The sequence below is a fragment of the Pollutimonas bauzanensis genome (assembly GCF_900129885.1).
GTDB classification, from domain to species: Bacteria; Pseudomonadota; Gammaproteobacteria; order Burkholderiales; family Burkholderiaceae_B; genus Pollutimonas; species Pollutimonas bauzanensis.
The window spans coordinates 1-26,909 of record NZ_FQXE01000004.1 but is presented as its reverse complement, the minus strand read 5'-3'; the positions used below and the strand labels follow the sequence as shown (position 1 = coordinate 26,909).

The 26,909-nt window shown below is 53.6% G+C and carries 27 protein-coding genes and 2 pseudogenes; 15 read left to right on the top strand and 14 right to left on the bottom strand.

The window, feature by feature from the left end:
• The first annotated feature begins 82 nt into the window (after nt 1-82).
• On the top strand, nt 83-502 hold the full coding sequence (locus BUB23_RS08660) for a VOC family protein (protein WP_245801212.1): 420 nt from the start codon (nt 83-85) through the stop codon (nt 500-502).
• Nucleotides 503-717: 215 nt separating this feature from the next.
• Here BUB23_RS08660 and BUB23_RS08655 read toward each other — a convergent pair whose 3' ends face one another.
• Nucleotides 718-1,623: an AraC family transcriptional regulator gene (locus BUB23_RS08655; RefSeq protein ID WP_073103076.1), complete on the bottom strand. Its 906-nt coding sequence runs from the start codon at nt 1,621-1,623 to the stop codon at nt 718-720.
• A 147-nt stretch (nt 1,624-1,770) separates the two neighbouring features.
• Here BUB23_RS08655 and BUB23_RS08650 point away from each other — a divergent pair, with 147 nt between their 5' ends.
• Entirely contained in the window at nt 1,771-2,523 is a 753-nt protein-coding gene (locus BUB23_RS08650; protein ID WP_073102726.1) for an SDR family NAD(P)-dependent oxidoreductase, read from the top strand.
• A gap of 17 nt (nt 2,524-2,540) precedes the next feature.
• Entirely contained in the window at nt 2,541-2,945 is a 405-nt protein-coding gene (locus tag BUB23_RS08645; protein WP_073102725.1) for a VOC family protein, read from the top strand.
• Between the two features lie 120 nt (nt 2,946-3,065).
• Here the strand turns inward: BUB23_RS08645 and BUB23_RS08640 are convergent, their stop codons facing one another.
• From BUB23_RS08640 to BUB23_RS08635, 3 genes are all read right to left on the bottom strand, one after another.
• Nucleotides 3,066-3,671 carry a mechanosensitive ion channel domain-containing protein gene (locus BUB23_RS08640; protein WP_073102724.1) on the bottom strand — a complete coding sequence of 202 codons (606 nt, stop codon included), beginning with the start codon at nt 3,669-3,671 and terminating at the stop codon, nt 3,066-3,068.
• 371 nt (nt 3,672-4,042) lie between these two features.
• Entirely contained in the window at nt 4,043-4,180 is a 138-nt protein-coding gene (locus BUB23_RS27010; RefSeq protein WP_178372291.1) for a hypothetical protein, read from the bottom strand.
• A gap of 145 nt (nt 4,181-4,325) precedes the next feature.
• Nucleotides 4,326-4,751: a MarR family winged helix-turn-helix transcriptional regulator gene (locus tag BUB23_RS08635; protein WP_073103075.1), complete on the bottom strand. Its 426-nt coding sequence runs from the start codon at nt 4,749-4,751 to the stop codon at nt 4,326-4,328.
• Between the two features lie 156 nt (nt 4,752-4,907).
• Between BUB23_RS08635 and BUB23_RS08630 the strand changes: the two genes are divergently transcribed.
• On the top strand, nt 4,908-5,171 hold the full coding sequence (locus BUB23_RS08630; protein ID WP_073102723.1) for a DUF2798 domain-containing protein: 264 nt from the start codon (nt 4,908-4,910) through the stop codon (nt 5,169-5,171).
• A 34-nt stretch (nt 5,172-5,205) separates the two neighbouring features.
• Nucleotides 5,206-5,697: a VOC family protein gene (locus BUB23_RS08625; protein WP_245801211.1), complete on the top strand. Its 492-nt coding sequence runs from the start codon at nt 5,206-5,208 to the stop codon at nt 5,695-5,697.
• A 165-nt stretch (nt 5,698-5,862) separates the two neighbouring features.
• Here the strand turns inward: BUB23_RS08625 and BUB23_RS08620 are convergent, their stop codons facing one another.
• A complete protein-coding gene (locus tag BUB23_RS08620) occupies nt 5,863-6,612 on the bottom strand; it encodes an SDR family oxidoreductase (protein ID WP_073102722.1) in 750 nt (249 codons plus the stop codon).
• Between the two features lie 140 nt (nt 6,613-6,752).
• On the opposite strand from BUB23_RS08620, the gene BUB23_RS08615 reads away from it, so the two are divergent.
• Nucleotides 6,753-7,628 carry an AraC family transcriptional regulator gene (locus BUB23_RS08615; RefSeq protein ID WP_245801210.1) on the top strand — a complete coding sequence of 292 codons (876 nt, stop codon included), beginning with the start codon at nt 6,753-6,755 and terminating at the stop codon, nt 7,626-7,628.
• Between the two features lie 364 nt (nt 7,629-7,992).
• Here BUB23_RS08615 and BUB23_RS08610 read toward each other — a convergent pair whose 3' ends face one another.
• Together BUB23_RS08610 and BUB23_RS26655 are read right to left on the bottom strand one after the other, a co-directional pair.
• Entirely contained in the window at nt 7,993-8,715 is a 723-nt protein-coding gene (locus BUB23_RS08610) for an RpnC/YadD family protein (protein WP_073102720.1), read from the bottom strand.
• Complete coding sequence (locus BUB23_RS26655) at nt 8,672-8,953, bottom strand: hypothetical protein (protein WP_143160930.1); 282 nt, start codon at nt 8,951-8,953, stop codon at nt 8,672-8,674. Before BUB23_RS26655 ends, BUB23_RS08610 begins: the two co-directional genes overlap by 44 nt.
• A 417-nt stretch (nt 8,954-9,370) precedes the next feature.
• Here BUB23_RS26655 and BUB23_RS08605 point away from each other — a divergent pair, with 417 nt between their 5' ends.
• The 3 genes from BUB23_RS08605 (at nt 9,371) to BUB23_RS08585 (ending at nt 13,077) form a co-directional block, all read left to right on the top strand.
• Complete coding sequence (locus BUB23_RS08605) at nt 9,371-10,657, top strand: hypothetical protein (protein ID WP_143160929.1); 1,287 nt, start codon at nt 9,371-9,373, stop codon at nt 10,655-10,657.
• Nucleotides 10,658-10,885: 228 nt separating this feature from the next.
• Nucleotides 10,886-11,626 (top strand): GIY-YIG nuclease family protein, encoded by a 741-nt coding sequence (locus tag BUB23_RS08595; RefSeq protein WP_084135904.1) that lies wholly within the window; start codon nt 10,886-10,888, stop codon nt 11,624-11,626.
• Between the two features lie 653 nt (nt 11,627-12,279).
• The gene (locus tag BUB23_RS08585) at nt 12,280-13,077 is read left to right on the top strand and encodes a hypothetical protein (protein ID WP_073102716.1); all 798 of its coding nucleotides are present in this window, start codon (nt 12,280-12,282) and stop codon (nt 13,075-13,077) included.
• A 402-nt stretch (nt 13,078-13,479) separates the two neighbouring features.
• Here BUB23_RS08585 and BUB23_RS08580 read toward each other — a convergent pair whose 3' ends face one another.
• The 3 genes from BUB23_RS08580 to BUB23_RS08570 form a co-directional block, all read right to left on the bottom strand.
• Nucleotides 13,480-14,076, bottom strand: coding sequence for a hypothetical protein (locus BUB23_RS08580; protein ID WP_143160928.1), 597 nt, complete (start codon nt 14,074-14,076; stop codon nt 13,480-13,482).
• 214 nt (nt 14,077-14,290) lie between these two features.
• Nucleotides 14,291-15,448 (bottom strand): hypothetical protein, encoded by a 1,158-nt coding sequence (locus BUB23_RS08575; protein WP_073102714.1) that lies wholly within the window; start codon nt 15,446-15,448, stop codon nt 14,291-14,293.
• Nucleotides 15,449-15,716: 268 nt separating this feature from the next.
• Nucleotides 15,717-16,637 carry a LysR family transcriptional regulator gene (locus tag BUB23_RS08570; RefSeq protein ID WP_073102713.1) on the bottom strand — a complete coding sequence of 307 codons (921 nt, stop codon included), beginning with the start codon at nt 16,635-16,637 and terminating at the stop codon, nt 15,717-15,719.
• 312 nt (nt 16,638-16,949) lie between these two features.
• Here BUB23_RS08570 and BUB23_RS08565 point away from each other — a divergent pair, with 312 nt between their 5' ends.
• Nucleotides 16,950-17,897 carry an aromatic alcohol reductase gene (locus BUB23_RS08565; protein WP_073102712.1) on the top strand — a complete coding sequence of 316 codons (948 nt, stop codon included), beginning with the start codon at nt 16,950-16,952 and terminating at the stop codon, nt 17,895-17,897.
• A gap of 416 nt (nt 17,898-18,313) precedes the next feature.
• On the opposite strand, the gene BUB23_RS27005 is transcribed toward BUB23_RS08565, so the two are convergent.
• A complete protein-coding gene (locus tag BUB23_RS27005; protein WP_178372290.1) occupies nt 18,314-18,469 on the bottom strand; it encodes a hypothetical protein in 156 nt (51 codons plus the stop codon).
• Nucleotides 18,470-18,489: 20 nt separating this feature from the next.
• Between BUB23_RS27005 and BUB23_RS08555 the strand changes: the two genes are divergently transcribed.
• From BUB23_RS08555 to BUB23_RS08545, 3 genes and pseudogenes are all read left to right on the top strand, one after another.
• Nucleotides 18,490-19,857, top strand: coding sequence for a hypothetical protein (locus BUB23_RS08555; protein WP_143160927.1), 1,368 nt, complete (start codon nt 18,490-18,492; stop codon nt 19,855-19,857).
• 230 nt (nt 19,858-20,087) lie between these two features.
• A pseudogene (locus tag BUB23_RS08550) lies at nt 20,088-21,059 on the top strand (IS1182 family transposase); the annotation flags it as partial.
• A 13-nt stretch (nt 21,060-21,072) separates the two neighbouring features.
• Nucleotides 21,073-21,300, top strand: a pseudogene (locus BUB23_RS08545) (transposase domain-containing protein); the annotation flags it as partial.
• Nucleotides 21,301-21,498: 198 nt separating this feature from the next.
• Here BUB23_RS08545 and BUB23_RS08540 read toward each other — a convergent pair.
• Together BUB23_RS08540 and BUB23_RS08535 are read right to left on the bottom strand one after the other, a co-directional pair.
• Entirely contained in the window at nt 21,499-23,004 is a 1,506-nt protein-coding gene (locus tag BUB23_RS08540; RefSeq protein ID WP_143160926.1) for a hypothetical protein, read from the bottom strand.
• Nucleotides 23,001-23,747, bottom strand: coding sequence for a hypothetical protein (locus tag BUB23_RS08535; RefSeq protein ID WP_073102709.1), 747 nt, complete (start codon nt 23,745-23,747; stop codon nt 23,001-23,003). The genes BUB23_RS08540 and BUB23_RS08535 overlap by 4 nt, the downstream gene beginning before the upstream one ends.
• A gap of 973 nt (nt 23,748-24,720) precedes the next feature.
• Here BUB23_RS08535 and BUB23_RS08530 point away from each other — a divergent pair.
• Nucleotides 24,721-25,836: a hypothetical protein gene (locus tag BUB23_RS08530; protein ID WP_143160925.1), complete on the top strand. Its 1,116-nt coding sequence runs from the start codon at nt 24,721-24,723 to the stop codon at nt 25,834-25,836.
• Nucleotides 25,837-25,986: 150 nt separating this feature from the next.
• Here BUB23_RS08530 and BUB23_RS08525 read toward each other — a convergent pair whose 3' ends face one another.
• Nucleotides 25,987-26,520, bottom strand: a complete 534-nt coding sequence (locus BUB23_RS08525; RefSeq protein ID WP_143160924.1) for a hypothetical protein — start codon at nt 26,518-26,520, stop codon at nt 25,987-25,989.
• Between the two features lie 138 nt (nt 26,521-26,658).
• Here BUB23_RS08525 and BUB23_RS08520 point away from each other — a divergent pair.
• Nucleotides 26,659-26,909, top strand: a 251-nt coding sequence (locus BUB23_RS08520; RefSeq protein ID WP_143160923.1) for a helix-turn-helix domain-containing protein, incomplete at its 3' end; no start/stop codon positions are given.

The window sequence follows — 26,909 nt, the reverse complement described above, 5'->3', positions numbered from 1 at the left end:
ATCCATGCGTTAGTATGAGCATACTGCAGCTGCCGCGGTCGTTTACCGGCCAGGAGCGGAGGGTGGATAGCCGAGGATACAATTGCGCACCGCCATCGAGATAGGTACAGATATGTCCGAATCAACCGCCAAACTCCGTCCGTTCTCTTTCGTGCTTGCGGTTCCCGATCTGGAGCGAAGCGCATCATATTTTCGTGACGCGCTCGGCTTTCGCCTTGAATGGCCTGAAGGCTCCGGCTGGCAGCTTGTATCCAGAGGCGATGTGCGCATCATGATTGGCCATTGCCCCGAAGCCATGCTGCCTTCGGTGACCGGCGATCACAGCTATTTCGGCTACCTCAATGTCGATGATGCCGATGCACTTCACAGTGAGTTGGTCAACAGGGGCGCCATCATACTCCAGCCTCCGACCGACAGACCTCATGGCATGCGAGAGTTCGTCATAGGGACACCAGATGGGCATCGAATGATGGTGGGCCAGGAGTGGCCCGCGGCTAATTAAGCAAATTCACTAGCGCTGTTGCTTTGGCTATTGCAAGTGGCGGCTTAGGGCCGCATGAAACCGTCGGTGATAGACTTCCTTCGACCAGAAGCTGTCGCTGGCGAAAGACTGCTTCGGAATCAAGAGCGACAAGGGACTCGCCATTGGACGCCAAGGCCGCTGCGGTTGTTACGGCAACCGTTTCGTAAGCGTCTTTTTAACCAGACCTTAGCCGCTTAATTTGGTAACCCGGCTTCGACCCGCCGCATAGCGGCGACAATTCGCGATGAGTCGCGTGCCGGCGAGAGGCCGAATGTCCGAGCATACTCACGACTGAATTGGGTCGGACTTTCGTAGCCGACTTCGAAAGCTGCGGCAGTAACGCTCTTGCCACCTGACGTCAAAAGCGTGCGCGCTTGCAGCAGACGAATGCGTTTCTGGTACTGCAATGGACTCATGGCAGTGACGGCCTTGAAATGGCGATGGAAAGCCGATACGCTCATCATCGCTTTCTCCGCCAGCGACTCGACTGGAAGCGGCGCGGCGAAATCCCGTCTAATCAACTTAATGGCTCGACTCACTCGAGCCATTGCCGTGTCTGGCGTCGCAATCCCGCGCAGCATAGCGCCATGCGGCCCCTGCAATACTCTGAACAGAATCTCTCGTTCGTAGGCTGGCGCCAAAGCCGGAATGTCCGCCGGCTTGTCCATTAGTCGAAGCATGCGTACCCACGCATCCATTAACTCGTCGGTCACCGCTGCTACGGAAAAGCCGGCTACTGCAGGTTTGCTATGAGCAGTTTCAGGCAAATCGGCAAGCAGGCTGGCAACGATGGCTGGATTCAAGGTCAAGGCGACTGCAAGATAGGGCTCGCCGGAAGCGGCAGGCCAGATTGTGCCCATTGCTGGCAGGTCGATGGACATGACGAAGTAGTTCGCCGGGCAGTAATGCAGGACGCGATCACCCACCGTCATTGATTTGCTGCCCCGCAGGATCAGGTTCACCATGGGTTCGTACACAGCGGACAGTTCATGTTCTGGAATGGCACCTTGCACCATCGCCACACGAGGGATACCGGTGTCCGTCCGGCGATTTTCCGCCCCTGCTGCCAAGGCTCTGAGTTCGTTTAATTGATTTTCCATAACAGTCATCTAACCGCAACGCGAGCCAAGCCGCAAGAAAAAAGCAGAAATAGGCAAGTCTGAGGCAGGAAAGGGCAGGCTTGTGTTGGCTCAAGTCCCTATGATCCATTCATAGCTTTTATCCACCCTATTGAATGGAGCCACAACGTGAGCATCATCATAATCACCGGCGGCAGCCGAGGCATTGGAGCCAGCGCAGCAAAGCAGTGCGCAGCAAAAGGCATGGGCATCATCCTCACCTATAACAGCCATCCGGCGGGCGCAGAATCAGTTGTGCGACAGATCAATGCTGTAGGTGGCAAAGCGGTCGCGCTGGCGCTCGATGTCACGAAGGTCCGCTCGTTTGCCGCATTTCGAGATGATGTAGCCAAAGCACTTAAGTCGACATGGGGCAAAGATCACATCGACGGCCTGGTCAACAATGCCGGCTACGGCAACTTCAATGCAATCGAAGCAGTATCAGAAGCCGAGTTCGACGGTTTGTTGAATGTGCATCTTAAAGGACCGTTCTTCCTGACGCAGGCATTATTGCCATTAATGGCTGCTGGCGGGCACATCATCAACATGACGAGCGCAACAACACGCGTCGCGACACCTGGCGCTGCGCCCTATGCCGCGTTCAAAGGCGGTCTGGAAGTCCTGACGCGTTACATGGCCAAGGAGTTCGGTCCGCGCAAGATTCGCGCAAATGCGATCTCTCCTGGCGCCATCCGTACCGACATGACTAGCAAAGCATTCGATCAAAGCCCCGAGTTCGTCACCCTGCTTGCAGGCCAAACAGCGCTTGGAAAAATCGGTGAAGCCGACGACGTGGGCCGGGTGATTGCCAGCCTTTTGTCGGAGGACAATGGTTGGGTGAACGCGCAGACGATTGAAGTCGGCGGCGGCTACAACATTTAAACGAACGGAGAACATTCATGCTGGACCATGTCTTTATTTCAGTGAGCGACATCAATCGATCCCTTGCGTTTTATACCGCAGTCTTCAAGCCGTTGGGGATCCTGAACCGGGTCGATTACGATGGCAAAGATGGACCGCCGGGGCATCCCGACCTGAAGGGTTTTGGCGCTGACGGCCGGATATTTTTCTGGCTCCGCGAAGGAACTGTGGAAGGTAGAGCCGCCCATATCGGTTTCGTTGCCAAGAACACCGACGAGGTTGATGCAGCCTACAACGCTGCGATCGCTGCTGGCGCCACTGACAATGGCGGGCCCAGCGCCCGTCTTTACTACGATCCTCGCTACTATGCCGCCAACTTCCTAGATCCCGACGGTTACAGCATTGAGATCGTTTACAAAAGCTGGCAGCATCCGCAGGCCTGAATCTAAACGCATTACCGCGTTTTGAACGAATTTCCGCTTTGGGTCCAAACTGCTGGCTGGCTTGTCCCAGCCAAGCCCCGGCAGCATCCGGTTCGACGGCCAGGCGTTCATACGACGGATTTATTCGGACAAAACGGAAGGACGATTGCCAGCGGGTTGACGTGGCGGGCCGCCTTTCCAGCGGCGCACAATTCGCTGGAACACCAGAGCATTGGGTATCTGCAAGAGCGCCCCTGGATGCTCTTCCGTGCTGTCCCGCAGGGTGACGTAAAGCAGGCTGATATCCACCACTTCGCCCCTGGCGCCCGGCTTCTCGGCCGTGTCCAGAATTTCGACGTGATCACCCAGGCGAAACGGACGCGCGGTGAAGATCAGCATGGCGCAGAAAATGTTCGAGAGCACGCTCCAGGCGGCGAAAAAAGCCACGGCGCCTACCGCCGCAAAACCCGTAAATGCCGTCCACAGCACCGTCCCCGAAACGCCCAGCCGGCCAAGCACCAGCAGCGTGGCCGCCATCACGATGATCCAGCGCGTAATGGATGCGGTGGGCTTCATCAAATGCACCGGCAGGTCGTAGCGCGCGCTCGCCCGGCGCAAAATGCGCCGCAAGCCGCGCTGCAAGAGCCAGGCGCCGATCACGATGATCAGCAACTGGATGACCAGCAGCAGGGAATCCAGCCATTCGTGGGCCCAGGCAGGGAAATAAGGTGTCAAGGTGGCAAGCATGGAAAGGCTCCGGGAAGAACTGGCTCGGGCAGGAACGTTATTCTTGCCGTTGAAACTGAAGAGCACATTAAGGCCGCACAACGTGTGTCGGCTGAGACGAAGTTTATGCCAGGAGCAGGCGGCAGCGGCTGAGCGGGTCGCCGATCATCCAGGCAATCGGCTTAACGAACTGTTGCCCCAACCGCCCAATCGCGCCGTATGATTGAAATGCCTGCCCCCCCGCCCCGTGGCCGGCCAGGCGGACGACACATCGTAAAGTAAAGCGGCGTCAGGCGATGCCGGCCCGCGTGGAATGGAGCGTGGCGCAATTACAATTGAAACGCGATCTGGCCGGGGAGCCGGAGAGTTTGCTTAATTTGGATAAACCCGGATCAGCATTGATCTGCGGCGCCCAGCAGATCTTCGAGCGAACCGGTAAACAGGATGCGGCCTGTCCAGTCGGATAACGCCGCCTCATCGGCCGCCTCCAGGCGCGCCTTCGCCCAGGACGGCAATGGGCCGAAATCCATGCCGGTCGTTCAAACACAGTCCTGACCTTGGCCAATTTATTTGCCTGGCGCCGCCCGCGGCGAGAAGACGTCATTCACGAAGTCCACTTTAAGGAAACTCGGTTCACGGCAAGATCGGTGATTCAAGGCTGATTGTCTGGATCGATCAGGGGTTCAAGGCTTGCTGCAATAGAGCCAACATCTGTTTTTGCACCGCCTGCGGGCAGTCTTTCAGCAACTCGCTGGCCACCTGATGCTGTAAATCACGCAGTTGAGCAAAAAGCTGCCGGCCTTGCCCGCTTAAGTGGAGGCAACGCACACGCTTGTCGCTTTCGCTGGCAATTCGCTCTAGCCAGCCTCTGTCTTCGAGGTGAGCAAGCATCCGTGCCATTTGCGCTTTGTCCGCATGACTGTGGTCAATCAAATCCTTTTGAGTTATGCCAGGATTGCGACCCGTGTGCATTAGGATGCGCATTCCATTGAATGTTAGTTCCGGGTGTATGGCCTCCATGCGATTTCGCATCCGCGTACGAAAAAGGTGCGATAACTCATGCAGGCTGTCAAATATTTCTACGGGTAAGGATGATGTCATGTCGTCTCGAGAAAGGTTGACTAAGTCTACCTTACAATTGATAATTGTTGACTTTATCAACTTTATGTCAATTATGCCTATACCTTCGCCATCCAGCGCGCACTGCGCTTCTTCACGGCTACTTCATTTTGAAGGCAAACATCAACAGGATCGAATATGAAGCCTTCCGATTTAAAAACCGCTTCCGCCCGCCGTAAGCTGCATCGGCGCTACACCCCTTTTGTTTTTGCTTTTTACATGGCTTTAATAATGGGACTCTTAATGAGCGCGACAATCGTGGCTGTGCACAGCGGTTTCGATTCCGGGTATTGGCTTAATGTTCTGAGGGCTTACCTTTTGGCAACGCCGGTGGCTTTCTGCTGCGTGATAGTTGTTCGCCCATTTGTGATGCGGCTGGTTGCGCTCACAGTGAATATTTAAACCAACTGGCAAAGAGCGGGGGCAGAAGGCAGCTATGGACCGAACGGCGACGGTGACCGACGCCAAGTTTCGGCCAGAAACGGACGGTGGACAGCCGAAGATACAATTGCGCACCACCATCGAATTAAGCACTGACATGTCCGAATCAATCGCCAAACTCCGTTCGTTCTCTTTCGTGCTTGCGGTACCCGATCTAAAGCGAAGCGCATCATATTTTCATGACGCGCTCGGTTTTCGCCTTGAATGGCCTGAAGGCTCCGGCTGGCAGCTTGTATCCAGAGGCGATGTGCGCATCATGATTGGCCATTGCCCCGACGCCATGCTGCCTTCTGCGACCGGCGATCACAGCTATTTTGGTTACCTCAATGTCGACGATGCCGATGCATTCCACAGTGAGTTAGTCAACAGGGGCGCCATCATACTTCAGCCTCCCACCGACAGAGCTCATGGCATGCGAGAGTTCGTCATAGGGACACCAGATGGTCATCGGATGATGGTCGGTCAGGAATTGTCTGCGGCTAACTAAGCAGACTCACTGTCGCTTTGGCTATTGCAAATGACGGCTTTGGGTCGAGGCTATGTGAAAGCGCACTAAATGCACATTTCCACGGAAGCGGCCATGAGCAGGCGTGCTGAAATACGCCACACAATCGGAGATGCGTAGCGTATTCCTCCCGTCGAGCTAACACTTCTACTCGCTCTGATCGAACCATTCAACTGCGTCGGCTCCTGCTGGAACGCGGAATGCAGTCGTACCGCTTTGCACAACATTCCAGACAGCTTCTGCGACATCAGTCGAGTGTGTGACTAAGCCGTCATAATTCTGAAATCCAGAGAGCACTGAGTCCATGGTGGCAGCGTAGTCTTGGGGAAAGGTCTGAGCGATTCTTGCATGTGCGTTGCTAGCAAAAGCGGTTTCCGGAGCCATACCTGGCAGGACCACGCCGACCTGAATGTTGAAATCCTGCAGCTCTAGCGCCAAGGACCCCGTGAACGCTACTACCGCTGCCTTGCTGGCGGTGTAGACGGGAAGCAGTGGTAACGCTTTTAGCGTTACGCTCGAAGCTACATTGACGATAGCGCCAGCTCGACGGGCCCGAAACTGGGGTAGAAATGCCTGGGTCATGGACATCGTGCCGAACGTATTCGTTTCGAACACCTCGCGTACCGCATCCATCGAAGTACTTTCGAATGGTCCCAGCATACCGACACCAGCGTTGTTCACCAACACATCGACCTGTCCAGCTTCCTTGACTGCATGTCGGATGCTCTCTGCATCAGTAACGTCCAATTTCAGGATGCGCAAATGCTCTGATTTCGGCAAAACATCCTCGCGCGGCGTACGCATTGTGGCGATGACTTTCCAATTGCGTTCCAAAAAGTATTTGGCGGTTTCCAGTCCAAATCCGGAAGAGCAGCCAGTGATTAAAACGGTTTTCATGTGAATCCTCACAACGTTAGGGAAACACAACGATAGTCCGCTCAAAGCAAACCATCTACAATCAATAATCCTAATTTTGTTCGCGAGAGTCCGGCGTGGTCGACCCTCTTACGTCCGTTGTAACCCTCCTCCAGCCAAAGATGGCGTACTCGAAAATTGTGACCGGCGCCGGACGCTGGGGCCTGCGTGGCAAATTCGATGAAGCGCCATTGTTTTGCTGCGTCATCATGGAAGGGAGGATGCGTTACACGGTTGATGGGACTCAACTGGTCGTTGAAGCTGGCGATTTCGTGTTGATTCCTTCGATGTCAGAATTTTCGGTGACCAGTTACGAAATCCCGTCCGACCATGAGTGGCAGTCGGAACCTACACTGCTGGAAAACGGGGAACACCGCAGCGGCTTGCTCTCGGCCGATGCAGATGTACGAACGCTAGTTGGCGTTTGCCGACTGACATCCCCAGACTCCGCTTTGCTCTTGACGCTGCTGCCGAAGCTGGTACATATCAGGGGCGACTTTCGACTGTCTGCGCTGGTTCAATTAGTTATTGATGAATCGCGCTCGCAGCGACCCGCGAAGGACGTTGTCCTTGAGCGTCTGCTGGAGGTTCTCTTGATAGAAGCCTTACGCTCTTCGAACAATGCGGTAACGTCGCAGGGACTGCTACGCGCACTCACCGATACCCGATTAGCAAGCGCAATACGACTTATCCATGAAAGCCCAGAAGAGCCATGGACCGTTGAGCGTCTAGCGAAAGCATCGGCGCTATCTCGTTCTACATTTTTTGAGAGATTCAACTTGGCTGTGGGTGTCACGCCAATGGAATACTTGCTGTCGTGGCGGATGGCACTGGCAAGAGATTATCTACAGCGGGAAAAGACGATTTCCGAGGTAGCGGCTCTGGTGGGATACAGTTCATCGAGCACTTTCACAGTAGCCTTCACCCGGAACACCGGCATGCCACCTGGCCAATATGCCAAAACTCGCCACAATGCACGCGCACGGAACGCCGCTTAGTTGACTGCAACATCATGCGCACTTCATCCATGTCCGCTCAGGATCGAACGGCGACCGTGACCGACGTCAAATTTCGGCCAGAAGCCGACTGTGGCGTTAAGCTTTCTTTGGTCAGAAATAAAAAAAAATCAGCCAGTTAGAAGATATTAAAAGAGCCAAGGCCCGAGACAGGAATGTCTACCTGTTCTGGGACGAGGCTGCTGGAATCCGTGAGGGGTTGAGCGTCTTTGCGGGCCTTGGCGCGATACACCGAATCTGTACTTACACCGCCGATACCGCCCAGAGGCCAGCAGTCCGCAGTGCCGAAGGACGCGCCTCCCGCGCATTCCGCCTGGATGGGGACAACGATTTGAATAAACCCGGATCAGCCTTGATCGGCGGCGCCCAGCAGATCTTCCAGCGAACCGACGACCAGGATGCGGCCCGTCCAGTCGGATAACGCGGCCTCGTCGGCAGCCTTCAGCCTGGCCTTCGCCCAGGACGGCAAGGGGCCGAATTTCAGAACCATCAACTGCTGCAATGTCATCAGCTTGCCGCGCAGTTCGCCCTGTTCTATTCCGCGTTCCATGCCACGCTCTTCGGCCCGCCGCTCAATACTCGTCACATAAGCCACGTTATGCTCCTTTTCTATTGCTTCCAGCGCTTGTTCGAATGCCGGCTCCAGTGCCGGCGGTAATATCAATATCCAGTCGACCAGACGTTTTTTGGTATATTCATGGCGATAGAGCAGCGCCATTAAACGGGTCTTGGCAGCCAGCCGCCCGGCGCCGTCCCGGTGATGCGCATGGGCCTGCAGTTGCGCCATGACGATCACGGCAAAAGGATTGGACTGCGCCTTGGCTTCGAGTTCCCGCCAGCGCGGCCACCACTGCCCCAGGTGTATCACCGGGCAACGGAACTGCATGCCGCCGCTCTGGAATTCTGCGCTGCCCAAGGATTCCGCAGCGCCGAGGAATTCCAGCTTGTGACTTAGCTGTGGCGGCCCGCCACGGCTGTTGGTCAGGATCGCAAAGCTGGCAAACCCCAGCGAGCCTTTGGCAAACTCAATATGGTGGCGGTCCAGTATCCGCTGACAATAGATTTGCATGCGCAGGGCGAGCCCTGCCAGCGCCCGAGGCCCTGCGCCGCCGCTTGTGTGAAACGGCCTGGAACTCCTTGTCCAGGAATTGGGGTGGGTGCGACCAGTCTATGATGGCATGCAGCTCGGGCATCAGCAGAGCCAGCGCCGGCTCGAAGTACTGTTCCAGGGCGTCTTTCCAGGGCGAGTCGTAGTCGTTGCGGGAGGAGGCATTGGGAGCCGAGCGATTGCGTGGCGCGAAAGCCATCTTGGGTCGTTCCTGAGATTGCACGAAACGCACTGTAGGCATGCTCTGAAAATAGCGGTAGATCGGCAATTACGGGGGGGATGGATTTGTCGGGGCAAGGGCAGCTAAGCGTCGGCCGCGCGGACTCGTGCCGACATGACATGGACCTTTGGAATTGGCAGTCAATACGTGTTGCGATGCCATATGGCATCGGCGAAAAAAGCTAGGCGTTAAACGAACTGTGATGGACATCATCACATTCTTTTCAGAAGGCCTTAATACATCCCTAACGGATATCAATTGGGTATAGTATCTGCACAACTGTCGCTACACACTGTCAAAATTCCAAGGTAGCGCAACAGCAAATTAACTAAACGCTGTAGAGCCATCCGACATAAAGCGCGCTTGGATTGGTGAAAGCAGGAGAGCAAATTGTCCGTGAAAAACTTACGCGATTTTTCAACTCTGGTTCGCTGGTTTCAAGAGGCTTACGACGCCGAATCCATGGATCAGAGGTGGATGAAGCTTAGCCAGGACGTGCAGCAGTTCTGGGTTAACAAAATATTGGTATCGGATAGTGCACCGATTCCGGATGCCGATTGCGACAATGTTATCCGAATTCTGGACAGAAACGGTAAGGGAAATAGCAAGGATACAGAGGCTGTGGCGCGGGCAATGATTCCTCAGGGCGCATGGCAGCGCTTACTAAATGAATTCCACTCGAACCAAGCGTTGGGTCAACTGGTGTATAGCCTCTTGATCGAGAAAGACGTGCGTCAGAAGGCCGCACTCATCGACGAGTTGTATGTGTTCAACAGTGATCAGAAAAACTACCTAACGGGTAAGAGTGGGAATGCGATTAATGCCTTCCTTTCTGCCTACGACCCGAATGGGAATCTATCAATCATCTCATTAAACGATCGACGCACGATAATTGATTTCCTAGGACTGTCGCTACCGTTTGATTGGGATTCGGCATCGATCGGAACGAAGATAACCGTTTCCAACCGGTTGATCATGGACGCAGCCCGACATTTTGGGCTCGCTGGGTCGGCCCGCACAGTATCGCGGTTTTTTTATTTCGAGCCAGTAAAGGCGCTTTGGAAAGGCGAACATACCGTTAAAACGGCAACTGGTGAAGTCAGCGTTACCGTACCTACGGAGTCTGATGAAGAAGAAGCGACGGAAGATCCTGATTCCATTCGGGAGTCGATGCAAATCCAGGCGATTCTCGCTAGGATTGGCACAGAAATGGGATTCACAATTTGGCTGCCGAAATCTGATCGCAGTCGAGTGTTGAAAGTGTGGCAGGCTCAGCCCGGCGAACTGTTGGATGAGCTTCCACTCGGTTACGACCCTACCACCATCGCCACCATCGAGCAGATCGATGTTCTATGGCTGCGCAGACGCTCTATTGTGAGAGCGTTTGAAGTTGAGCATACTACGTCGATTTATTCCGGTCTCCTGAGAATGGCCGACTTGGTAGCAATGCAGCCAAACTTAAACATCAAACTTCACATCGTTGCACCAGTGGAGCGGCGTGAGAAGGTAATGAAGGAGATCAAGCGCCCAGTCTTTTCATTGCTTGAGGGACGAGCTTTGTCAGAAATTTGCACATATCTATCTTTTGATTCCATGCGAGAGGTCAACGAGCTCAAGCATCTTTCCCGCATGTCGGACGAGATAATTGAGGACTACGAGGAAACCGCTGGAGACGTCGCTTAAAAAATTCGAGATGAATTTTGGATCCTGTCGCACAATGGTTTTAAAACGGCTCAACTTACATTTTTGGTCGCATGACGATGTTGTCGAAACCTAACGACACCAAGTTCAATTCATCGATGAATGCATCGATTATGCGCACCGGATTGTCGTCAGCGATAAAGTCATCCAGGCACTCAGGCCAGTCGCATCTACGGCGCCATGATTTGACCTCTTTTTTTCAGGGCTGATATGCTGACTCCTTCTAAATATTGGCGCGTCCCATGTGAACTTGACGCGACTGAGCCCGAACCCGCGAAGGAATTCATACTTCCCCAATCCCTTGTTCAACAGGCATCACCTCCGACCAAGGGGCATGGAGTCGCCGTTGCCGCTTATGACGACGCAGAAAAAACAGGCATGCTTAGATGGCTCGGTATTATCACAGGTGGCACAGGCGCTACCAGAATCATTGAATGGAAGCCAACCACGGCTCAAATCTGGGTAGATACTCCTTCTGGGCGCGGCTTTTGGAAGGCGGGAGCCTTCGGCTTTGCCAAAGCAAAAATCGCTGACTATGGCCTGCACGAATTGTGGCAAGAGCAGTTTGACGGGATGGAGCTTCGTGATCATGTCCCAGCTGAGAGGAGACCTACAAGGTTGTGGTCAACTCGAAGCCGCATTGCTCCCGAGCGTCTCAACCCTATCGAAGTTGTTGGAGAGCCCACCAAGGGGCCTCGCGCCGGCGTAGTCTACATTCTTAAATCTGCATATGGCTACAAAGTAGGAAGAATACGAAACGTGCCAGCGAGGATGAGAGCTTTTGGCGTTCAGCTTCCTATCATCTATAGCATCCCACTCTGTGCATGGTTTGACGACTGCCATCAAGCCGAGAGGCGATACCACCACCTTTTTGCTAACAAGCGAATCAACGGAGAATGGTTTGATCTCAATGAAGCCGACATTCAGCAGATTCGCTTGAGAGCTTGCTGAAGTTTCACTTTTGATCTGTTTACGTTATAAGCTTCAGTCGGGGAAAAGTGAAAATTTCTTGAAGCCTGCCTCAGCAAGAGGAATTACATAAGTCAAAAACGCGTCTACCAATAAACCATAAATGATAAAAATGATTTTCAGTGTTAGCCGTCACAGTATGCTCTTCACTGATCGTCAGCGCCTTGACTCAGGTCCGAAGACAAATCGCGAATGGACACCAATTCGAGACGCTGTCAGGTTCAAGGGTTCAAAGTACGGCAAACTGGACAAGCCACTCTTGGTAGCTGTTAACTTCGGCTCCTTGCATCTCGCGCGGCTAGACGAGATGCAAGCACTTTACGGGCAGGAGCAGTTCATGTTCTCAGTTGACGAGCCAGATAAGGAGCCAAGGCTTGAGCGGGCGCCAAATGGCGTATGGCGAGGCAGGACAGGACCTCAAGCCACGCGTGTTAGCGGTGCTTGGCTGTTCAATGACCTCACGCCGTACACAGTTGCATCACGCCGCCATACGATTTACTTCAATCCATGGCCGCGAGCCCGCTTCCTGAAGTACTAAAGATATTGCCTCATGCTATCGCGCAGGGCGGTAGGATGCAATGGCACCCTGGTGCACAGCTACGAGACATCTTGGAGCTGCCGGAAGGTTGGCCTGAATGACGAATATCCCTTCGGTCGAGAGGAGACCTCATAAACTGCGCTTGGATATCCGTTGGCTTTCTTCAGAGCATGAGGTTCTGCGTAAGATTGCGGGCAACCGCCAGTCCTTATCCAATACGATTCATTTTGCTTTGGATGCGGCATTTCCATACCCTGAACATGCTTTTGGACAAGATATATTGGTAGGTATTAACATTAATAGGGAACGGCTTGGCTTGCCATTAGACCGGCAGCCCGGTGATATAGATTACCTAATTGTCCCAATCCGAAATGGATCGATGCTTGCTGACCGAAGCATTGCCATCGAAGCTAAAGTACTTCGGCCCACAATCTCGAATCCAGGAAGAAACGTAAATAAAATGGGCGGCACACAAGTCCGTGGACTTATCCGTGATGGGTTTCCATTCGTTGGACTACTCCATATTTCAGTGCCCGAAAGCCTACCCGTAGAGCTCCACTGGGGAGTAAAGGAACTTACTGGACGGATTCTTGCTGACGGAGCGTTAGAGGAAAAAAGGGAAGTCAGAAAAATTGATCTTTTCCCATTGCTGAGTGCGCGAAGACAATATGGCCGAGTCTCTGCTATTGGACTTCCTGATGAGATAGGTTACAGCGTAATTGGATTTAGTTTATCTTTGGACGGGCAACAATTCATCGGAAATACCATTGGAGATAATCGGCGGCCTACTCGCAACCCAGCGACATCGGAACGGCTCATTGAGTCGATAAACAGCCTTGTGAAGACAGAACCAAGCATGTTCTCGCTAGTTGAGTGGTATCCATCTAATGGCTAATATAGCGTTCTGCTCGGCTGTCCGCCCCGGGTCGGCGTAACGCTTGTCTCGGTGGAAGGCCTTCCGCATAGTGGTGCCTTGCAATATCACGAAGAACGATGTGGCCGGATGAACGCAAGGACGGGTGGTGGCACAACCTCGGAAGACGGCGGGCGGCAGGGCTGTGAGATGGATTTACTATTGCGATATTGAACAACTGATCTTGAGTGCGTTGGCTCTCGCGCCAGGAGCGACAGCCCTCAAGCACAAAATAAATGGCGCTCAATGGAGGCCTGATGTCCGAAGTTTTAGGAATAGCTGGATAGGGAGCCAATGCACTGGCGCTAACGACCAGTATGAAAGCATTGAGTTCGCGGATGTTCATCGGGACGTACTTCACTTTTCCCTTTACAAGCATACGCGTCACTTTTCGAGCCGCGTCATTGCATCCCTGGCAGCAGTGATCGAGGAACCGATGCCAAGGCCGGTGAGTTCTGCGTAGGCGCTTCCATCCTCACCAGTGCCGAGCAATATCGGAAGGTCATGCGCTTTGATCTCCAATGTTCTTGATGCCCACTCAACAAGCTTTAAAGGATAGCGTTGACCATACATGGTTGACTCGGCAAGCACTGAGCGGGCTATACGCTGCAAGCCAGAAAATGCCTCAAGCGCTGCGTCGTGTTCTTGGATGAGGCGAGGAGTAGCCACTCTTTCCCAGGCGTTTCGTTCTTGCAGAGCAGTTGGCATAGTGTCAAGGGCTTCTTGATATTCATCATGGTTTTTCAATAAGGACGCAGCCGGAAGTAGCTTGAGAAAGTAGTAATCCAGAATTGGAATGCTGTGCTGCGAGGCTGCTTGCGCTGCAGCCGCGTCCAATTGGGCAAGACGGATTTTCTTGGCTTTGCTGTCCGCGTCTATTCCCGCCCAGAGCGCAAGCATAACAACGGCGAACTGTGCAACGTGATGAAGCCGAATCGCACGTATGACGGGTTGGATCTTGGCGGCCTTGGCGGCCGCCAAGATCTCCTTGTAGAGTGAACAGAGAAGGGCTACTAGGGCCACAGCCGTAGTTAAGTAGGGGAGCATATTTTTGGTGGTGCCTAACAGCGTTGGAGGTGACCTGTTTGTGTTTGCGGAAGGAGCGAACGTGGCATGGAACAAGGACCGGACGTTCAAGATGCAACGTGGCTTCGCAGTCCTGGATCTTGATGGGTGGATTTGAATACACCCGGATTCAGCCTTGATCGGCGGCGCCCAGCAGATCTTCCAGCGAACCGGCGACCAGGATACGGCCCGTCCAGTCGGATAGCTCCGCCTCGTCGGCTGCCTCCAGCCGCGCTTTCGCCCAGGACGGCAAGGGGCCGAATTTCAAGACCATTTGCTGTTGCAAAGTCATCAGCTTGCCCAGCTCCATGCCGCGCTTTTCGGCCCGCCGCTCAATACTTGTCACATAAGCCACGTTATGCTCCTTTTCGATTGCTTCCAGCGCTTGTTCGAATGCCGGCTCCAGCGCCGGCGGTAGTATCAATATCCAGTCGACCAGACGATACAGGCTGATTATATCGTCGTGGCCGTATTCATGGCGATAGAGCAGCTTCATTAAACGGGTCTTGGCAGCCAGCCGCCCGGCGCCGTCCCGGTGATGCGCATGGGCCTGCAGTTGCGCCATGACGATCACGGCAAAAGGATTGAACTGCGCCTTGGCTTCGAGCTCCCGCCAGCGCGGCCACCACTGCCCCAGGTGTATCACCGGGCAGCGGAATTGCATGCCGCCGCTTTGGAATTCTGCGCTGCCCAAGGATTCCGCAGCGCCGAGGAATTCCAGCTTGTGACTTAGCTGTGGCGGCCCGCCACGGCTGTTGGTCAGGATCGCAAAGCTGGCAAACCCCAGCGAACCCTTGGCAATGTGAAGGACTCCGGCCCATCGGCCGGAGCTTCTCCGCCACAATGCAGGGGCGCCTTCGGCGCCGCATTGGTCTTGCCTCGCTTGACCTCGCCCTGAAGGGCGAGGCTTGCGCGTAGGCTCGTGGTCAATATGGTAACGGTCCAGTATCCGGTGGCAATAGATCTGCATGCGCAGGGCCAGCCCTGCCAGCGCCCGAGGCCCGGCGCCGCCGCCCTGAGCCTCCGCATGCACGAGCAGCCATGGGGGTCGTTCAAGCACAGTCCTGACCCTGGCCAATTTATCCGCCTGGCGCCGCCCGCAGCGCAGCTTGTGCGAAATGGCCTGGAACTCCTTGTCCAGGAATTCTGGCGGATGGGACCAGTCTATGATGGCATGCAGTTCGGGCATCAGCAGAGCCAGCGCCGGCTCGAAGTACTGTTCCAGGGCTTCTTTCCAGGGCGAGCCGTAGTCATTGCGGGCCGAGCGATTGCGTGGGGCGAAAGCCATCTCTGTAGCGTTCCTGAGCTTGCAAGAAACGCCACTGTAGGCGTGCCCGGACAATAGCGGTAGCTCGGCAATTACGGGGGGGGATGGATTTGTCAGGGCAAGGGCGGCCAGGCGTCGATATTGCCCTCGCTCCGCGTATGCCGGCTAACAGGCGGAGGGCTGACCCTAGTATCCCAACAGTGCCTCGGGCGTTGTAGTGCATATCCGTGAGGACAATTCCCTCCTCGCGCGCCTTTGCGCGCAGCTCATATCCAGGCGGGATTCAGCATCATGCTGATTTCTCGCCCCAGCCGAGGTCATTCTGTTCAAAAATAGCCGTGATCCATTCCACAAACACTTTGGTCGCCGCACTCGAGTTTCGGCCGCTCGGATAAACAATAGAAATGGGTACTGGCGAACATCTTGCGCTTGCCAGAATTTCTTTCAAACGCCCCGTTTGGAGATACGGCGCGGCCACAAACTCCGACAGCTGGATAAGCCCCAATCCCTCCAGGCCGCATTGCAAATAGGCATCTGTTTCATTGACGGCCAAGCGGCTTTGCATCGTCATGGCGAGATTATCGCCCTCGACGTTGAAGCGCCAGTCTAGCGGTCTGCCTGTCGCATTCGATATGTAATTGACGGTCTGGTGGGCGCCGAGCGCAGCCACGGTCTCAGGCTCGCCGTGTTCCTTCAGATAGCGCGGTGACGCACACGTAATCCAGCGAAGCTGCCCCAGCCGACGCGCAATCAATGTTGAATCCGCCAGTATGCCGCTGCGGATGACACAATCAATACCGTCGTAAATCAGGTCCGCAGGCCGGTCGCTAAGGCCGAGCACGAGCTCGATGTCGGGAAAGCGTTGCGCGAATTCGCGCAGCCTCGGCAGTACCAATGCCCGGCCGATCACGCCCGGCATGTCCGCTCGTACGCGCCCGCGCGGAGTCGTAGCGTCTGTCGCCAGTTCGTTTTCAGCCTGCGCAATGCCAGACAAGATGGCGCGGCATGACGCATAGTAGCGCTCGCCCGCATCGGTCAGGCTGAGGGTGCGTGTGCTGCGCCGGAGCAGAGCTGTGCCTAGATGACGTTCCAGCCTCTTGATCATGGTCGTGACCGATGAACGCGGCATGGACAGGGTCTCCGCCGCCTTGCTAAAGCTTTGAGCCTCAACAATGCGCACGAAGGTTGCCATCGCTTGAAGTTTGTCCATGAGCGGAATACCTATGAGGTTCGCACGTTGCCATCCGGCAGCGGCGCGTAAGAGAAATCCATCTTAATTGATCTCTGGTTCGCCCAGATCGGGCGGATTTGTTGTGCCGCCCCGCCAAGGCCGAATCGTTCGATCTGACCGCGTTCTAAATTCCGTTGCGACGAACAATGCTCCCGGCCCGCGCACCTATACTTCAGATCTTCCAGTTGACTTGCACTCGCAGCAACACCAAAGCGTCGCGCCGGCGATGGCGGGTCGCGCCAGCGAACGCTTCCGGAGCTCATCTTAAACTTTGACGAAAAGGCCACGCATATGTCACAAGGAAATTCCATTCTGGTCCTCGGCGCCGGCGAACTCGGCATGGCCGTACTGCGCAACCTGGCCCGTCGAACTGCATCTGTGTCAGGAGTTTCGCTCTCGGTTTTCCTGCGTCAGTCGAGCATTGATTCCCGCGATGCGGATAAGCAGAAAGACATTGCCGAACTGCGCTCTTTTGGCATCGAACTGGTAGCTGGCGACTTGGCCATTCAGTCGGAGGCATCGCTTGCCGCTGCTTTCCGACGCTTCGACACCGTTATCTCATGCACAGGATTTGTCGGCGGAGCAGGCGTGCAGCTCAAGATCACCCACGCGGTGCTCGATGCAGGCGTCAAGCGATATATCCCTTGGCAATTCGGCGTAGATTATGACGTCATTGGCCGGGGAAGCGCGCAGAGTCTGTTTGACGAGCAACTCGATGTGCGCGACCTTCTACGATCGCAAAATCAGACGGAATGGGTCATCGTGTCGACAGGCATGTTCACCAGTTTTCTATTCGAGCCATCTTTCGGCGTGGTGGATCTGAGTCAAAACACGGTGCATGCACTGGGTAGCTGGGACAACGCCGTGACGGTGACCACGGCCAATGACATTGGCATGCTGACGGCGGAGATCTTGTTCGCCGAGCCGCGGATTGCCGATCAGGTCGTGTACGTCGCGGGGGACACCATTACCTATCGACAACTGGCGGATACAGTCAATGCAACGCTAGGCTTGAACGTCAGCCGCGTCGAATGGAGCGTGGCCCAATTGAAACGCGATTTGGCCGGAGAGCCGGAGAGTTCGCTCAAGAAGTACCGGCTTGTGTTCGCGGAAGGAGCGGGCGTGGCATGGGACAAGGAACGGACGTTCAATATGCAACATGGCTACGCGGTCATGGATCTTGAGGGGTGGATGCGTGAAAACTTTTGTATCGGCGGAGTCGCTTCGAAAACGGCTTGATGGGGCATGATCATTGGCTTGACACCAGGTGGCCATGGTCGCAGCCACCACCGGAACGTCGGAGGACACCTATGCGCCGGATGGCATAGACGGCAGCATACTGTCCGTCCTTTGGCCCATTCACAATGGCCTGCTTCGCTACTCCGGGTTTGACGTGTTGTGACCGTTCGTCGCTTATATGCCTGGCCGGCAAAGCGAGGCAGGCAGGGCGCGGCGGCTTGGTTCATACCGTCAAAGACTTGAATCTCTTGAATCTACGCCAAAGTTGTTCTTTCATCTGGCTGAAGATTATGGTCTTGATGAAAGATTGAAGCCAGGCATAATCGCCCGGTCGGACGCGCAAAGAAATATTCAGTGAATTATTCGTCATTGTTTGTCTTTTGCGGAAAGTGGCTGCTTAGAGTATCTTCTGCCTGTCACGATAGACAACTATCGGCAAAAAGCGGACGTCCGACTGCCTGATCGAAAGCCGATGCTAACTTTGCCATTTTGAGATTGAGCCTGACAAGATCAAACACGGAGGATGGTAGTGGCATTAGCGGGAAACCAATATCTTGAATCACGATTTCCATGGATTCCTAACCATGGATATGTGCTTACGCTTAAAGCTGATCGTTTAGAAGAACTTGAAAGAGACTTAGCAGGAAACAGTATTTGCAGCCAGGCGATTCCGAAAATTCCTATGGCGATGCGACGCAAGCCGATGCTGTGCTTCCTCAGTACGAAAAAGGGATACCTAACGCATGTAGCGCGCAGCGTTGTTTATTACGCTGCGGAATCCGGAAAAGATAAGCTTGAGATATGGAATCTAATTCTGTTCGCTAAACCTGTAAGTATTGCGCGCATTAGGAGCAAAATTGAGGGTAGACAGGGGTGGCGTGCAAGAAAGGCAATTACGGGAGGTCATGTTTCCTCTGTGGCGTTCGATCTCATCATGGCGGCACTACTTCAGGTTGATCCTGAAGCTGCCAAATTTGCGGAAGGACTGATAAATAGAAGCTCGCCGCCTTCCGACACAACACCCAATAATGCAAAAATAAACTGGGCTTATCAGCGTGATGCGGTTATCACGTCACTTGAAATTGCTGGAATACCTAAAGAGCAATTGAAAATTAAATCGCAACTAGACGAGAATTCTTCAGATGAATTAACTTCAATTTTTGATATCAACGAGACCGTAACAACGATTGAAGATTTGGCAATCCTTCAGGATCTTGATAACACAAATGAAGATTGGGTTTTTGTAAAGCGACAACATTATCCTGCAAAGACCTTCGTAAATGGAGAGGCCAAGCTTACTGTGATTTTGGCAAATAAGCTACCGCTCGAAATGCAGCTTGGAGTTGATCTCATCTATGTCAACGAGACTATGAAGTCCGTCGTCTTTGTGCAATATAAGATGTTTGCCGGTACTGATGGTGAGGACGGCTATCGGCCCAATGATCAACTCGCCATAGAGATTGAACGTATGCATGAGGCTGCTGCGACACTTGCAGGAGTAGCCACCGACGAAAGTTGTGATGGGTATCGATTTGGTAGTGATCCATTTTTCCTTAAGTTTTGCAGTAAGCTCTTGTCCCACGAGACCGGCAGTCATGTGCCGGGCATTTATGTTCCAGTTGGCTATTGGAAGCGCCTACTCAAGGCTGTTACCCGACAGGGGGTGAGAGGCGGCACTGTCGTGCATGCAGAGACGTTTGGTAAGCGATACTTTACGCCAACGCACTTCATTGATATGGTCGCTCGTGGATGGGCTGGCACGTCTGCATTGCAGACCGATGTTCTTGCTCCATATTTGAGGGATATGCTGGCGGGCAAGAAGGGGGTTGTCTTGGCGATAAAGTCGCCGCTCCCAGCTAATCCTATGGATGAGGACGAAGGCCTCCCTACTCATCACCGAGTCGTCAAGCCTAAAAAGCCAAGATATCCCGGAAGAAAGCCGAAGACTGTCGAAATCTAATGGCGCACAGTTTAAATGCCAGACCAAGTCGAAGGTAGCCTTGATATCAAAAATGATGACTAGCTGGTCGTTCCGCCGGATGGCCCCCTGTCGCCTATAAACGCAAGCTTTTAACATCCATTTGCATAGACCTCGACTGTCCGAAATGGGTCGAGGGTGTGTGAAAACCCTCATTTTCAGGGCAATCAGTTTCCGATAGAGTTCATAGGCATGTTGAATGGGGATTCAATATGTCTAGATATATCATTGGCCAAGACAGACAGCAGATCACGCTACTGCCAGAGTGCTTGGATGACTTCATCGGTGAAGATAACCCGATACGAGTGGTAGAAGCCTTCGTTGACGAGTTGGACTTAGCATCGATGGGCTTTCACGGCGCAACGCCAGCTGCCACAGGTCGTCCTTCCTACCATCCGCGCGTTCTCCTGAAAATATACATCTACGGTTATCTCAATCGCATCCAGTCGAGTCGACGACTGGAGCGCGAATGCCAGCGCAACGTCGAGTTGATGTGGTTGACGGGGCGTTTGTTCCCTGACTTCAAGACAATTGCCGATTTCCGCCGAGATAATGGCGTTGGCATACGCAATGCATGCCGTCAATTCGTGGTGTTGTGTCGGGAACTTAAGTTGTTTAGCCAGGCACTGGTTGCGATCGACGGCAGCAAGTTCAAAGCAGTGAACACACGTGATTGCAACTTCACCCTGGGCAAGGTTGACAAGCGTCAGCGGCAGATCGAGCAAAGCATTGAGCGCTATCTCAATGCACTGGAGACGGCCGACCGCATTCAACCAGCCGAACTAGAGGCTAAAACGGCCAGGCTGCAGGACAAGATCGCTCAACTGCGTCAACAGATGCGTGTGCTCGATGACGTCAAGGAGCCGCTTAAAAATGATCCAAGCGGGCAGATCTCTTTGACCGATCCTAATGCGCGATCCATGGCTACCAGTAGCAAGGGGTCGGGCATGGTGGGGTACAACGTACAGGTGGCAGTAGATGCCAAGCATCACCTCATCGTGGCGCATGACGTAACCAACGCTGGCAGCGACAGAGCACAGCTCTGTCCGATGGCCACAGCGGCTTGTGAGGCCATGGGCACGAAGAAGCTACGGGCCATTGCGGATCGTGGTTACTACAGCGGGCCACAGATCAAGGCGTGCGAAGATGCGGGCATCTCAGCCGTGCTGCCTAAACCGACAACACGGTACTGGGCGGGTGCTTACGCAAATCAGGCCGATCGCCATAGGAAAATCGAACTGGATGTTCGCGGGTTCCTTGCGCGCCGGAAAACGGGCGGCCGCCGTCATGAGCCTGATCCAGTCGGCCAAGTAAAACGGCCACGATCCGTATGCCTATCTGAAAGATGTGCTCACGCGTCTGCCAACCCACAAGGCCAGCCAGATCGACGAATTGCTGCCGCATAACTGGCAACCCCATACCTGACAAATGACGGCGCACGCTCGCGGCGTGCGTGTCAACCTGTGTACCCCGCGCGCTTACAGCAGATTCGCTTGAGAGCTTAATTCGACTTCGGGTGTTAGGGTCTCTTGGACTGTTATCCGGAACGGTGGAGGCGCGTTAGGGCTTTAGGTTGCTGCCCTGATTGGGGTATGTGATAGGTTGATGTTATATAGCGTGGCTCTACATCCAAATGGCCTGGTAGACAACGTCGCGAATTACTTTGATTTTCGCCTCTCCGATGTAGTCGATCTTGTCAAGATCTGCATCAGTGGCGTTGGCAAGTTGCCCCACGGTTTTCATGCCGGCAGCATCGAGGCGTTGGATGACGGCAGCCGTAAGCCCATAGGGGTAAGCTGCAGATCTGCCGAGCACATCGATCCCCTTGTTGAAGATCGCCAGACCGTGCTCCTCTGGTAGCTGAGGTAATTTGATCGCCTGAAAGGCTGTTCCAGAGACGTGTAGCTCAGCAGCTTCGGAACTTCCCTGCAGCCACTCTTCAATCATTTCGAAGGTCAAGCGCCTAGTTGGCGTTGCTTCAAGAAGGCTGCATAGATTGATCGCAAAGATCGGGCCCCTACCGCCAGATTTGAGCGCGCGCGAAGCTTCACGTTTCGCGACGAAGCCAAGGTACTCGAGAATCTCGAAAACCTTGAGGTACTGGCTGACTATCTGGCGATGAATTAGGACTCTGTCTTGAGCAATGCTTCTGCTGCCGCTTTTGACCGGCTTAGTCGTGTTATCTACAATTGTCTCAACGACTTCTCTCGCCGGATCGATGAGGACTTCGTAGATGCCAAGCTTAGGCGCCACCTCTTCCATTAGAGGCCAAAAATAGTCGGACGCCATATCGAGTAAGCACTGTGTGACCTCAGGAATACCGATCTTATCCTTGCTGTCGAATCGATTGCAGGCCAAGATGAATCCACGAAGGTTGCCGACCACAGCGCGGCCCAGAAGGTTGGCAAATTGTGCGGGGGCTAGTCGGTCAGAAAACGCAGAGCGCTCCGCCAGTCGAGGGTACCGAGCCTTCACGACTTCTGGAAAAAATTCGGGTGCTGAGGTGATGTCAGACCGACCAATATCGATCACCGTCGAGTCATTAAATACGTCAAACCGAACGCCGAACTTTGTCACGCCGGGATAAATCGAGGCTTTGCAGGAGGTCAGGCTGCTCGACAAAGTACGGAACAAGTCAAAGAAGACCTCCAGTGGTTTCTCGCGACCAATGTGCGCTGCGTCATCGAACAACAGCACGATTCTCATATTCAGGGCCTGAGCCAAAGCGGTCAGTCCGAACTGAAGCGAGACTTGGTCAGTCGATACGGTGAACTCTTGTTCGAGACGGCGTTCTTTAAGCTCCTGCTGAATAGCTTGCGAGAGAAGGACGCAGAAGTGACCAATGTACTCTTGACCATCGGATTGTAGCAACGGAAGGTAGCGCAGGCTGACGTAAACGGGAAATACACTCGTAGACGCTCTCATGCGACGAAAGGCTTCGATCAGCAGAGCACTCTTCCCGCTACCCCGTCCTCCACGCACAAGAACAGGCCCATGAGCGCTCAATTTTCGGATGATTACTGCGTCGTACGATGAGAAACTGTGGTACTTGCCAAATTGGTTTGGCGGGCATTCTTCAGCAGCAAGTATGAGTCCAGAGTCCAAATCAGTAGTGTCGGTGGTATTCACGGTACGAGCCTTCTAATAGCCTTGTAGCAACTAACTGCCTTAACAGGATCGAGGGAGGCGTAGGCGGTGTGCACGAAATGAGATGTCAAGCCGAGATTTGCCACGAGCAGGAAAGTGTCTCGGATCGCGCTCTTGATAGTCGCCTCATCAAACAGCAATGCACTTGTGAAGAATTCCCAATGGACGCCCTTAGACAAAGTCGAATAGAGTTGCGCGCTTCGACCTCGGGCCTCATTAATGAAACGATCTGGGTCAATGTTGACCACATCAGCCAGCAACGGATCCTGTTCAAGGGTAGAAACATAGTCGAGCATTCGATTCAATGCAGGTTTCCAAAAGAAGTGATCAAAATGTTTTGAGAACAGTGCACGACTAATCCTAGGCAGATCATGGTCGACGCTCCATAATGCTTGGTGAGACTTCTCATCAGGTATAACATCTCCAGACCACGCGAAAGCTGACTTTGCTCGCTTTCCTGGCTCATATTCCGGCTGAGCTTGGAATTCGCTCAAGTAGAGCATACGGAACGAGTCGAGGCGGCCCACAAGTGCTGCGCAACCATTCTCAAGAAGAACGCGTGCGCAGAAGGGACCGAAGTTCAATGCTTCGTCCGTTATATCGTTGGCCAAGAACTGTACTGCCCGATCGGAGAACCCTTGAATTGAACTCGCAAGTTGGTCGAGCGCGATCTTTGCGGTCCCTTCCGATCTATCGCCGCATAGAAGAAGTGCAGTGTCGTTCATTGGCTTATATTCGCCCAGATTTACGCTCGCGGGATTGCAGGCGAAAAGACGTCCACCCACAGTCATGGAAATATGTATTTGAAGACGCAGATACCAGGAGCGTGGGACGGTACCAGTCTAACCTAAAAAAATGGTCGATAGCGTCCATCCACCCAAGTCGCGGGCTGTCGACTAACAGGCTGTATGGAGGACGACCTGAGAAATTGCTGACTTTCCGTCCAAGTCCGAAGCTCCTAAGGAGTCGAACAACCGGAGAATGAGTATTCCTTGCCGGCAGCGAAGCCTCGACGATTGGGTTCGCTGCAGAGCCGGCATTCCGACGTGACGAGCATGGGCGACTATGGGTCCCTAGTGTTGAAAAACTCCATTTGAAACCGAAAAAATAGGCTTGTCCACGTTGCATCAACTTGATCGTTTTTGACATTCTCCGATGACATCGGAGATTCGGCCACTCAGATGTCTTCAGACGGGTATTTCTTTTCCATTTTGCCATCACCCATCAATCACTTCGCCATACGTCTTAGGTTTCGTACGGTTGTCACCAACAAGAACTAGTCTTGTGCCTTCGAGAGGCCCCGCAATCGCAAGCGATTCAACTTTAAGATGGGTTTAAGTTGACCAAACACGAAGCAGCGGTCGACGCGGCTGGCATCCGCGCTATTATGCAGACCGACGGCTAATATAGCTATTCGATAAACTCACTATTTTCTAGATATCGCTGACTCCAGCCGGCCTGGACCAGTTGGCCGTCTCAGCCAAGTGTTTATCTCGGGATCCGTTGATGTAAGATACGAAGTGCTGAATTGTTAGTCTTAATTGCTGCGTAAAGTGGCAGCGCACAATCAAAAGATAGAGCAAAGAATGCGCGGCCTGCAGGCCAGAGGTATCCGATGCAAGAAGGGCGGGCGCCGGTTATGCAGCAATCTGTCTTCTGGTAACCGGTTGGACGGCGAACACGAAAGGTGACGTAGCAATGCTGCTAGCTCGAATCCAGCGCGATTTATTTGATTTCACCAGCCAAGAAGGCCCTGACGACTTTGGGCCACTATTGAATTTTTGGTATCGTGCGAATACTCCAGCTCTTTCAGCTGCTCTTACTGCACATCCTGGATTGAAACTCATAATTGATGCGCCGAGTGTTCGTGCCCTTGAGCACATGTCGAAAAAACTCTTTCTGCTAGCGGATACCGTCGTCCTACGCGGGCTATCGCCCGAGCCACCTCGCCACCCGGTGCTACTAGAGCCTGGATATTTAACGCCTACCTCTCACTACAAGCCGGGCTATATCGAAGAAGTCATTTCACAGTTGGAGAAGTTGCAACCGTCTCCGCTCACTCTGATGGGCCCCGACCCGTATTGGACGTCTACATCCAAGACCTTGAAAAACGGGCTTCATGCTGCATACGCTATGGATATGCACGGAGGCACGCCACGAGAGATCGTGCAGTGGATATCTGGCCCCGGTAGAAAGCTTCTTGAATCTGGGCGGCTCGCGTATGCGCCGTTCATTCCTTCGCTTGAGATGGAGCATGAATTCATTCGCAATAAGGTAGATCTTTCGGCGTATTTCAATACTTCGCCCTGCTTCCATCACTCTGTGGACTGGCTGACAAAACAGCAACTTGATGTTTTATTTTCCCTGCAATTCCCATGCTTGGATGGCCTCGACCTAGAGACTCTGGCGCAAGTGAAGAATGACTACCATGACGAGTTTGAGTCATTTAGTCGCTTAATGCTGAATTCGCTTGATATCGTTAAAGCAACAGTCGATACGGAGCAGTTCGCTTCAGAAGTACGTAACGTTCAACGCAACTTAATAGATGCGGGTGTGAGCGATGTGGAAAGGACCTTTAAGAGGATTTCTGCCCTTTCTTCGTTGCGCAGGAAGGGGATGGTTGTCGGGCTGCTTGGGTTGAACGCAGCGGCCTATTTTGGGGCGCCAGAGCTTTTTCTCGTATCGGGCCTCGCGGCCAGCGGAGTCAAGATGGTCGTAGACAAGATCGACGAACTCAAAGAGCAAAGTCAATTGAAGGAATTCAGGCACTATTTTCTTTGGAAAGTTAGTCATGAGGTAAAGCGTGCTTCTTAGCCTCGCATGAGACTACGCTGACAGACTTTCTGTTGCATCCGATACCACGGGTATGGCTAAATGCGAGTCCTTCTCCCTGCGGATGATCTTAAAGCAGCATCCGGTCGCTTCGGGATTTCATCAGGTTCACGGACTAGTCCCGAAGCAAAATCATTTCTCGTAGATTGCGCCGATCGATGCGGCGACCGCGCCTGCGACGGCGATACCGGCAAGTATGCGCCGATCCTTAATCATGGATTGCAAACCCGCGACTGCACTGAGGCCACCTTCATAGTCTTTGGCGATGACCTGCGCGATCTTCTCGTCATTAGATTTCACGAAATCCCAGGCGGTATGAGCGCTGTCCCTTGCGATGAGGATCAGCGACAGTGCAACGCTCTCAGCGCTATTTCTGACTTCTTTTGTAAGCGCATCGAGTCGTATTTCAAAGTCCTTTTTCGTTGTGGACTCCCAGATCACAGTAGCCAATACCTTGAGTACTGCCCCCTCTTTTGGTTCAATAATTCCTGCTTCGACCAAGACATTAATCAGAATGCCTAACCCTTCAGGGGAACTCGGCGACGATTCCCCGAGCTTGCTACGCAGTGCGCGCACTGCTGTTGAGTGATATTTTCCGGAATTGTATGCGTTGAAAAAATCGTCAAGCGCTCCGCTGCCTTGAGCAGAAACGGCTGTTGGAACCACGCCAGCGGCAATGGTAGAAGCGACAAATTTCCGGCGTCCTTGATCGTGTTGATGTTAGCGCCGATGTAATACTGACCCACTGCGCCGGAGTAAAACTGACCCACTTGGGCGAATATGGTGGTTTTTTGGCCGCCGACTATGTTGACCCAGGAGCAAGCAGTGGAAATCAAGGTGTTAATGCGGCATGGCGCCGGTATTCGAGAGATGGCGCGCGAGCTGGGGTGCTCACGCAATACGATCAGGCGGTATCTACGAGAGACGGCAGCCGAGCAATACAGTCCCAGAACGGCACGGCCGACCAAGCTGGATCCGTATAAGGGCTATTTGCTAGAACGTATCGAAGCGGCACGGCCACACTGGATCCCAGGCGTGGTGTTGCTACGCGAGAT

What these genes read in the sequence shown, in the direction of transcription:
- BUB23_RS08655 (WP_073103076.1), bottom strand. Translation starts at nt 1,623, where the DNA reads ATGGAAAATCAATTAAACGAACTCAGAGCCTTGGCAGCAGGGGCGGAA.
- BUB23_RS08645 (WP_073102725.1), top strand. Translation starts at nt 2,541, where the DNA reads ATGCTGGACCATGTCTTTATTTCAGTGAGCGACATCAATCGATCCCTT.
- BUB23_RS08640 (WP_073102724.1), bottom strand. Translation starts at nt 3,671, where the DNA reads ATGCTTGCCACCTTGACACCTTATTTCCCTGCCTGGGCCCACGAATGG.
- BUB23_RS27010 (WP_178372291.1), bottom strand. Translation starts at nt 4,180, where the DNA reads ATGGATTTCGGCCCATTGCCGTCCTGGGCGAAGGCGCGCCTGGAGGCG.
- BUB23_RS08635 (WP_073103075.1), bottom strand. Translation starts at nt 4,751, where the DNA reads ATGACATCATCCTTACCCGTAGAAATATTTGACAGCCTGCATGAGTTA.
- BUB23_RS08630 (WP_073102723.1), top strand. Translation starts at nt 4,908, where the DNA reads ATGAAGCCTTCCGATTTAAAAACCGCTTCCGCCCGCCGTAAGCTGCAT.
- BUB23_RS08625 (WP_245801211.1), top strand. Translation starts at nt 5,206, where the DNA reads ATGGACCGAACGGCGACGGTGACCGACGCCAAGTTTCGGCCAGAAACG.
- BUB23_RS08620 (WP_073102722.1), bottom strand. Translation starts at nt 6,612, where the DNA reads ATGAAAACCGTTTTAATCACTGGCTGCTCTTCCGGATTTGGACTGGAA.
- BUB23_RS08615 (WP_245801210.1), top strand. Translation starts at nt 6,753, where the DNA reads ATGGCGTACTCGAAAATTGTGACCGGCGCCGGACGCTGGGGCCTGCGT.
- BUB23_RS08610 (WP_073102720.1), bottom strand. Translation starts at nt 8,715, where the DNA reads ATGCAAATCTATTGTCAGCGGATACTGGACCGCCACCATATTGAGTTT.
- BUB23_RS26655 (WP_143160930.1), bottom strand. Translation starts at nt 8,953, where the DNA reads ATGGCTTTCGCGCCACGCAATCGCTCGGCTCCCAATGCCTCCTCCCGC.
- BUB23_RS08595 (WP_084135904.1), top strand. Translation starts at nt 10,886, where the DNA reads ATGCTGACTCCTTCTAAATATTGGCGCGTCCCATGTGAACTTGACGCG.
- BUB23_RS08585 (WP_073102716.1), top strand. Translation starts at nt 12,280, where the DNA reads ATGACGAATATCCCTTCGGTCGAGAGGAGACCTCATAAACTGCGCTTG.
- BUB23_RS08575 (WP_073102714.1), bottom strand. Translation starts at nt 15,448, where the DNA reads ATGGCTTTCGCCCCACGCAATCGCTCGGCCCGCAATGACTACGGCTCG.
- BUB23_RS08570 (WP_073102713.1), bottom strand. Translation starts at nt 16,637, where the DNA reads ATGGACAAACTTCAAGCGATGGCAACCTTCGTGCGCATTGTTGAGGCT.
- BUB23_RS08565 (WP_073102712.1), top strand. Translation starts at nt 16,950, where the DNA reads ATGTCACAAGGAAATTCCATTCTGGTCCTCGGCGCCGGCGAACTCGGC.
- BUB23_RS27005 (WP_178372290.1), bottom strand. Translation starts at nt 18,469, where the DNA reads ATGGAAATCGTGATTCAAGATATTGGTTTCCCGCTAATGCCACTACCA.
- BUB23_RS08535 (WP_073102709.1), bottom strand. Translation starts at nt 23,747, where the DNA reads ATGAACGACACTGCACTTCTTCTATGCGGCGATAGATCGGAAGGGACC.
- BUB23_RS08530 (WP_143160925.1), top strand. Translation starts at nt 24,721, where the DNA reads ATGCTGCTAGCTCGAATCCAGCGCGATTTATTTGATTTCACCAGCCAA.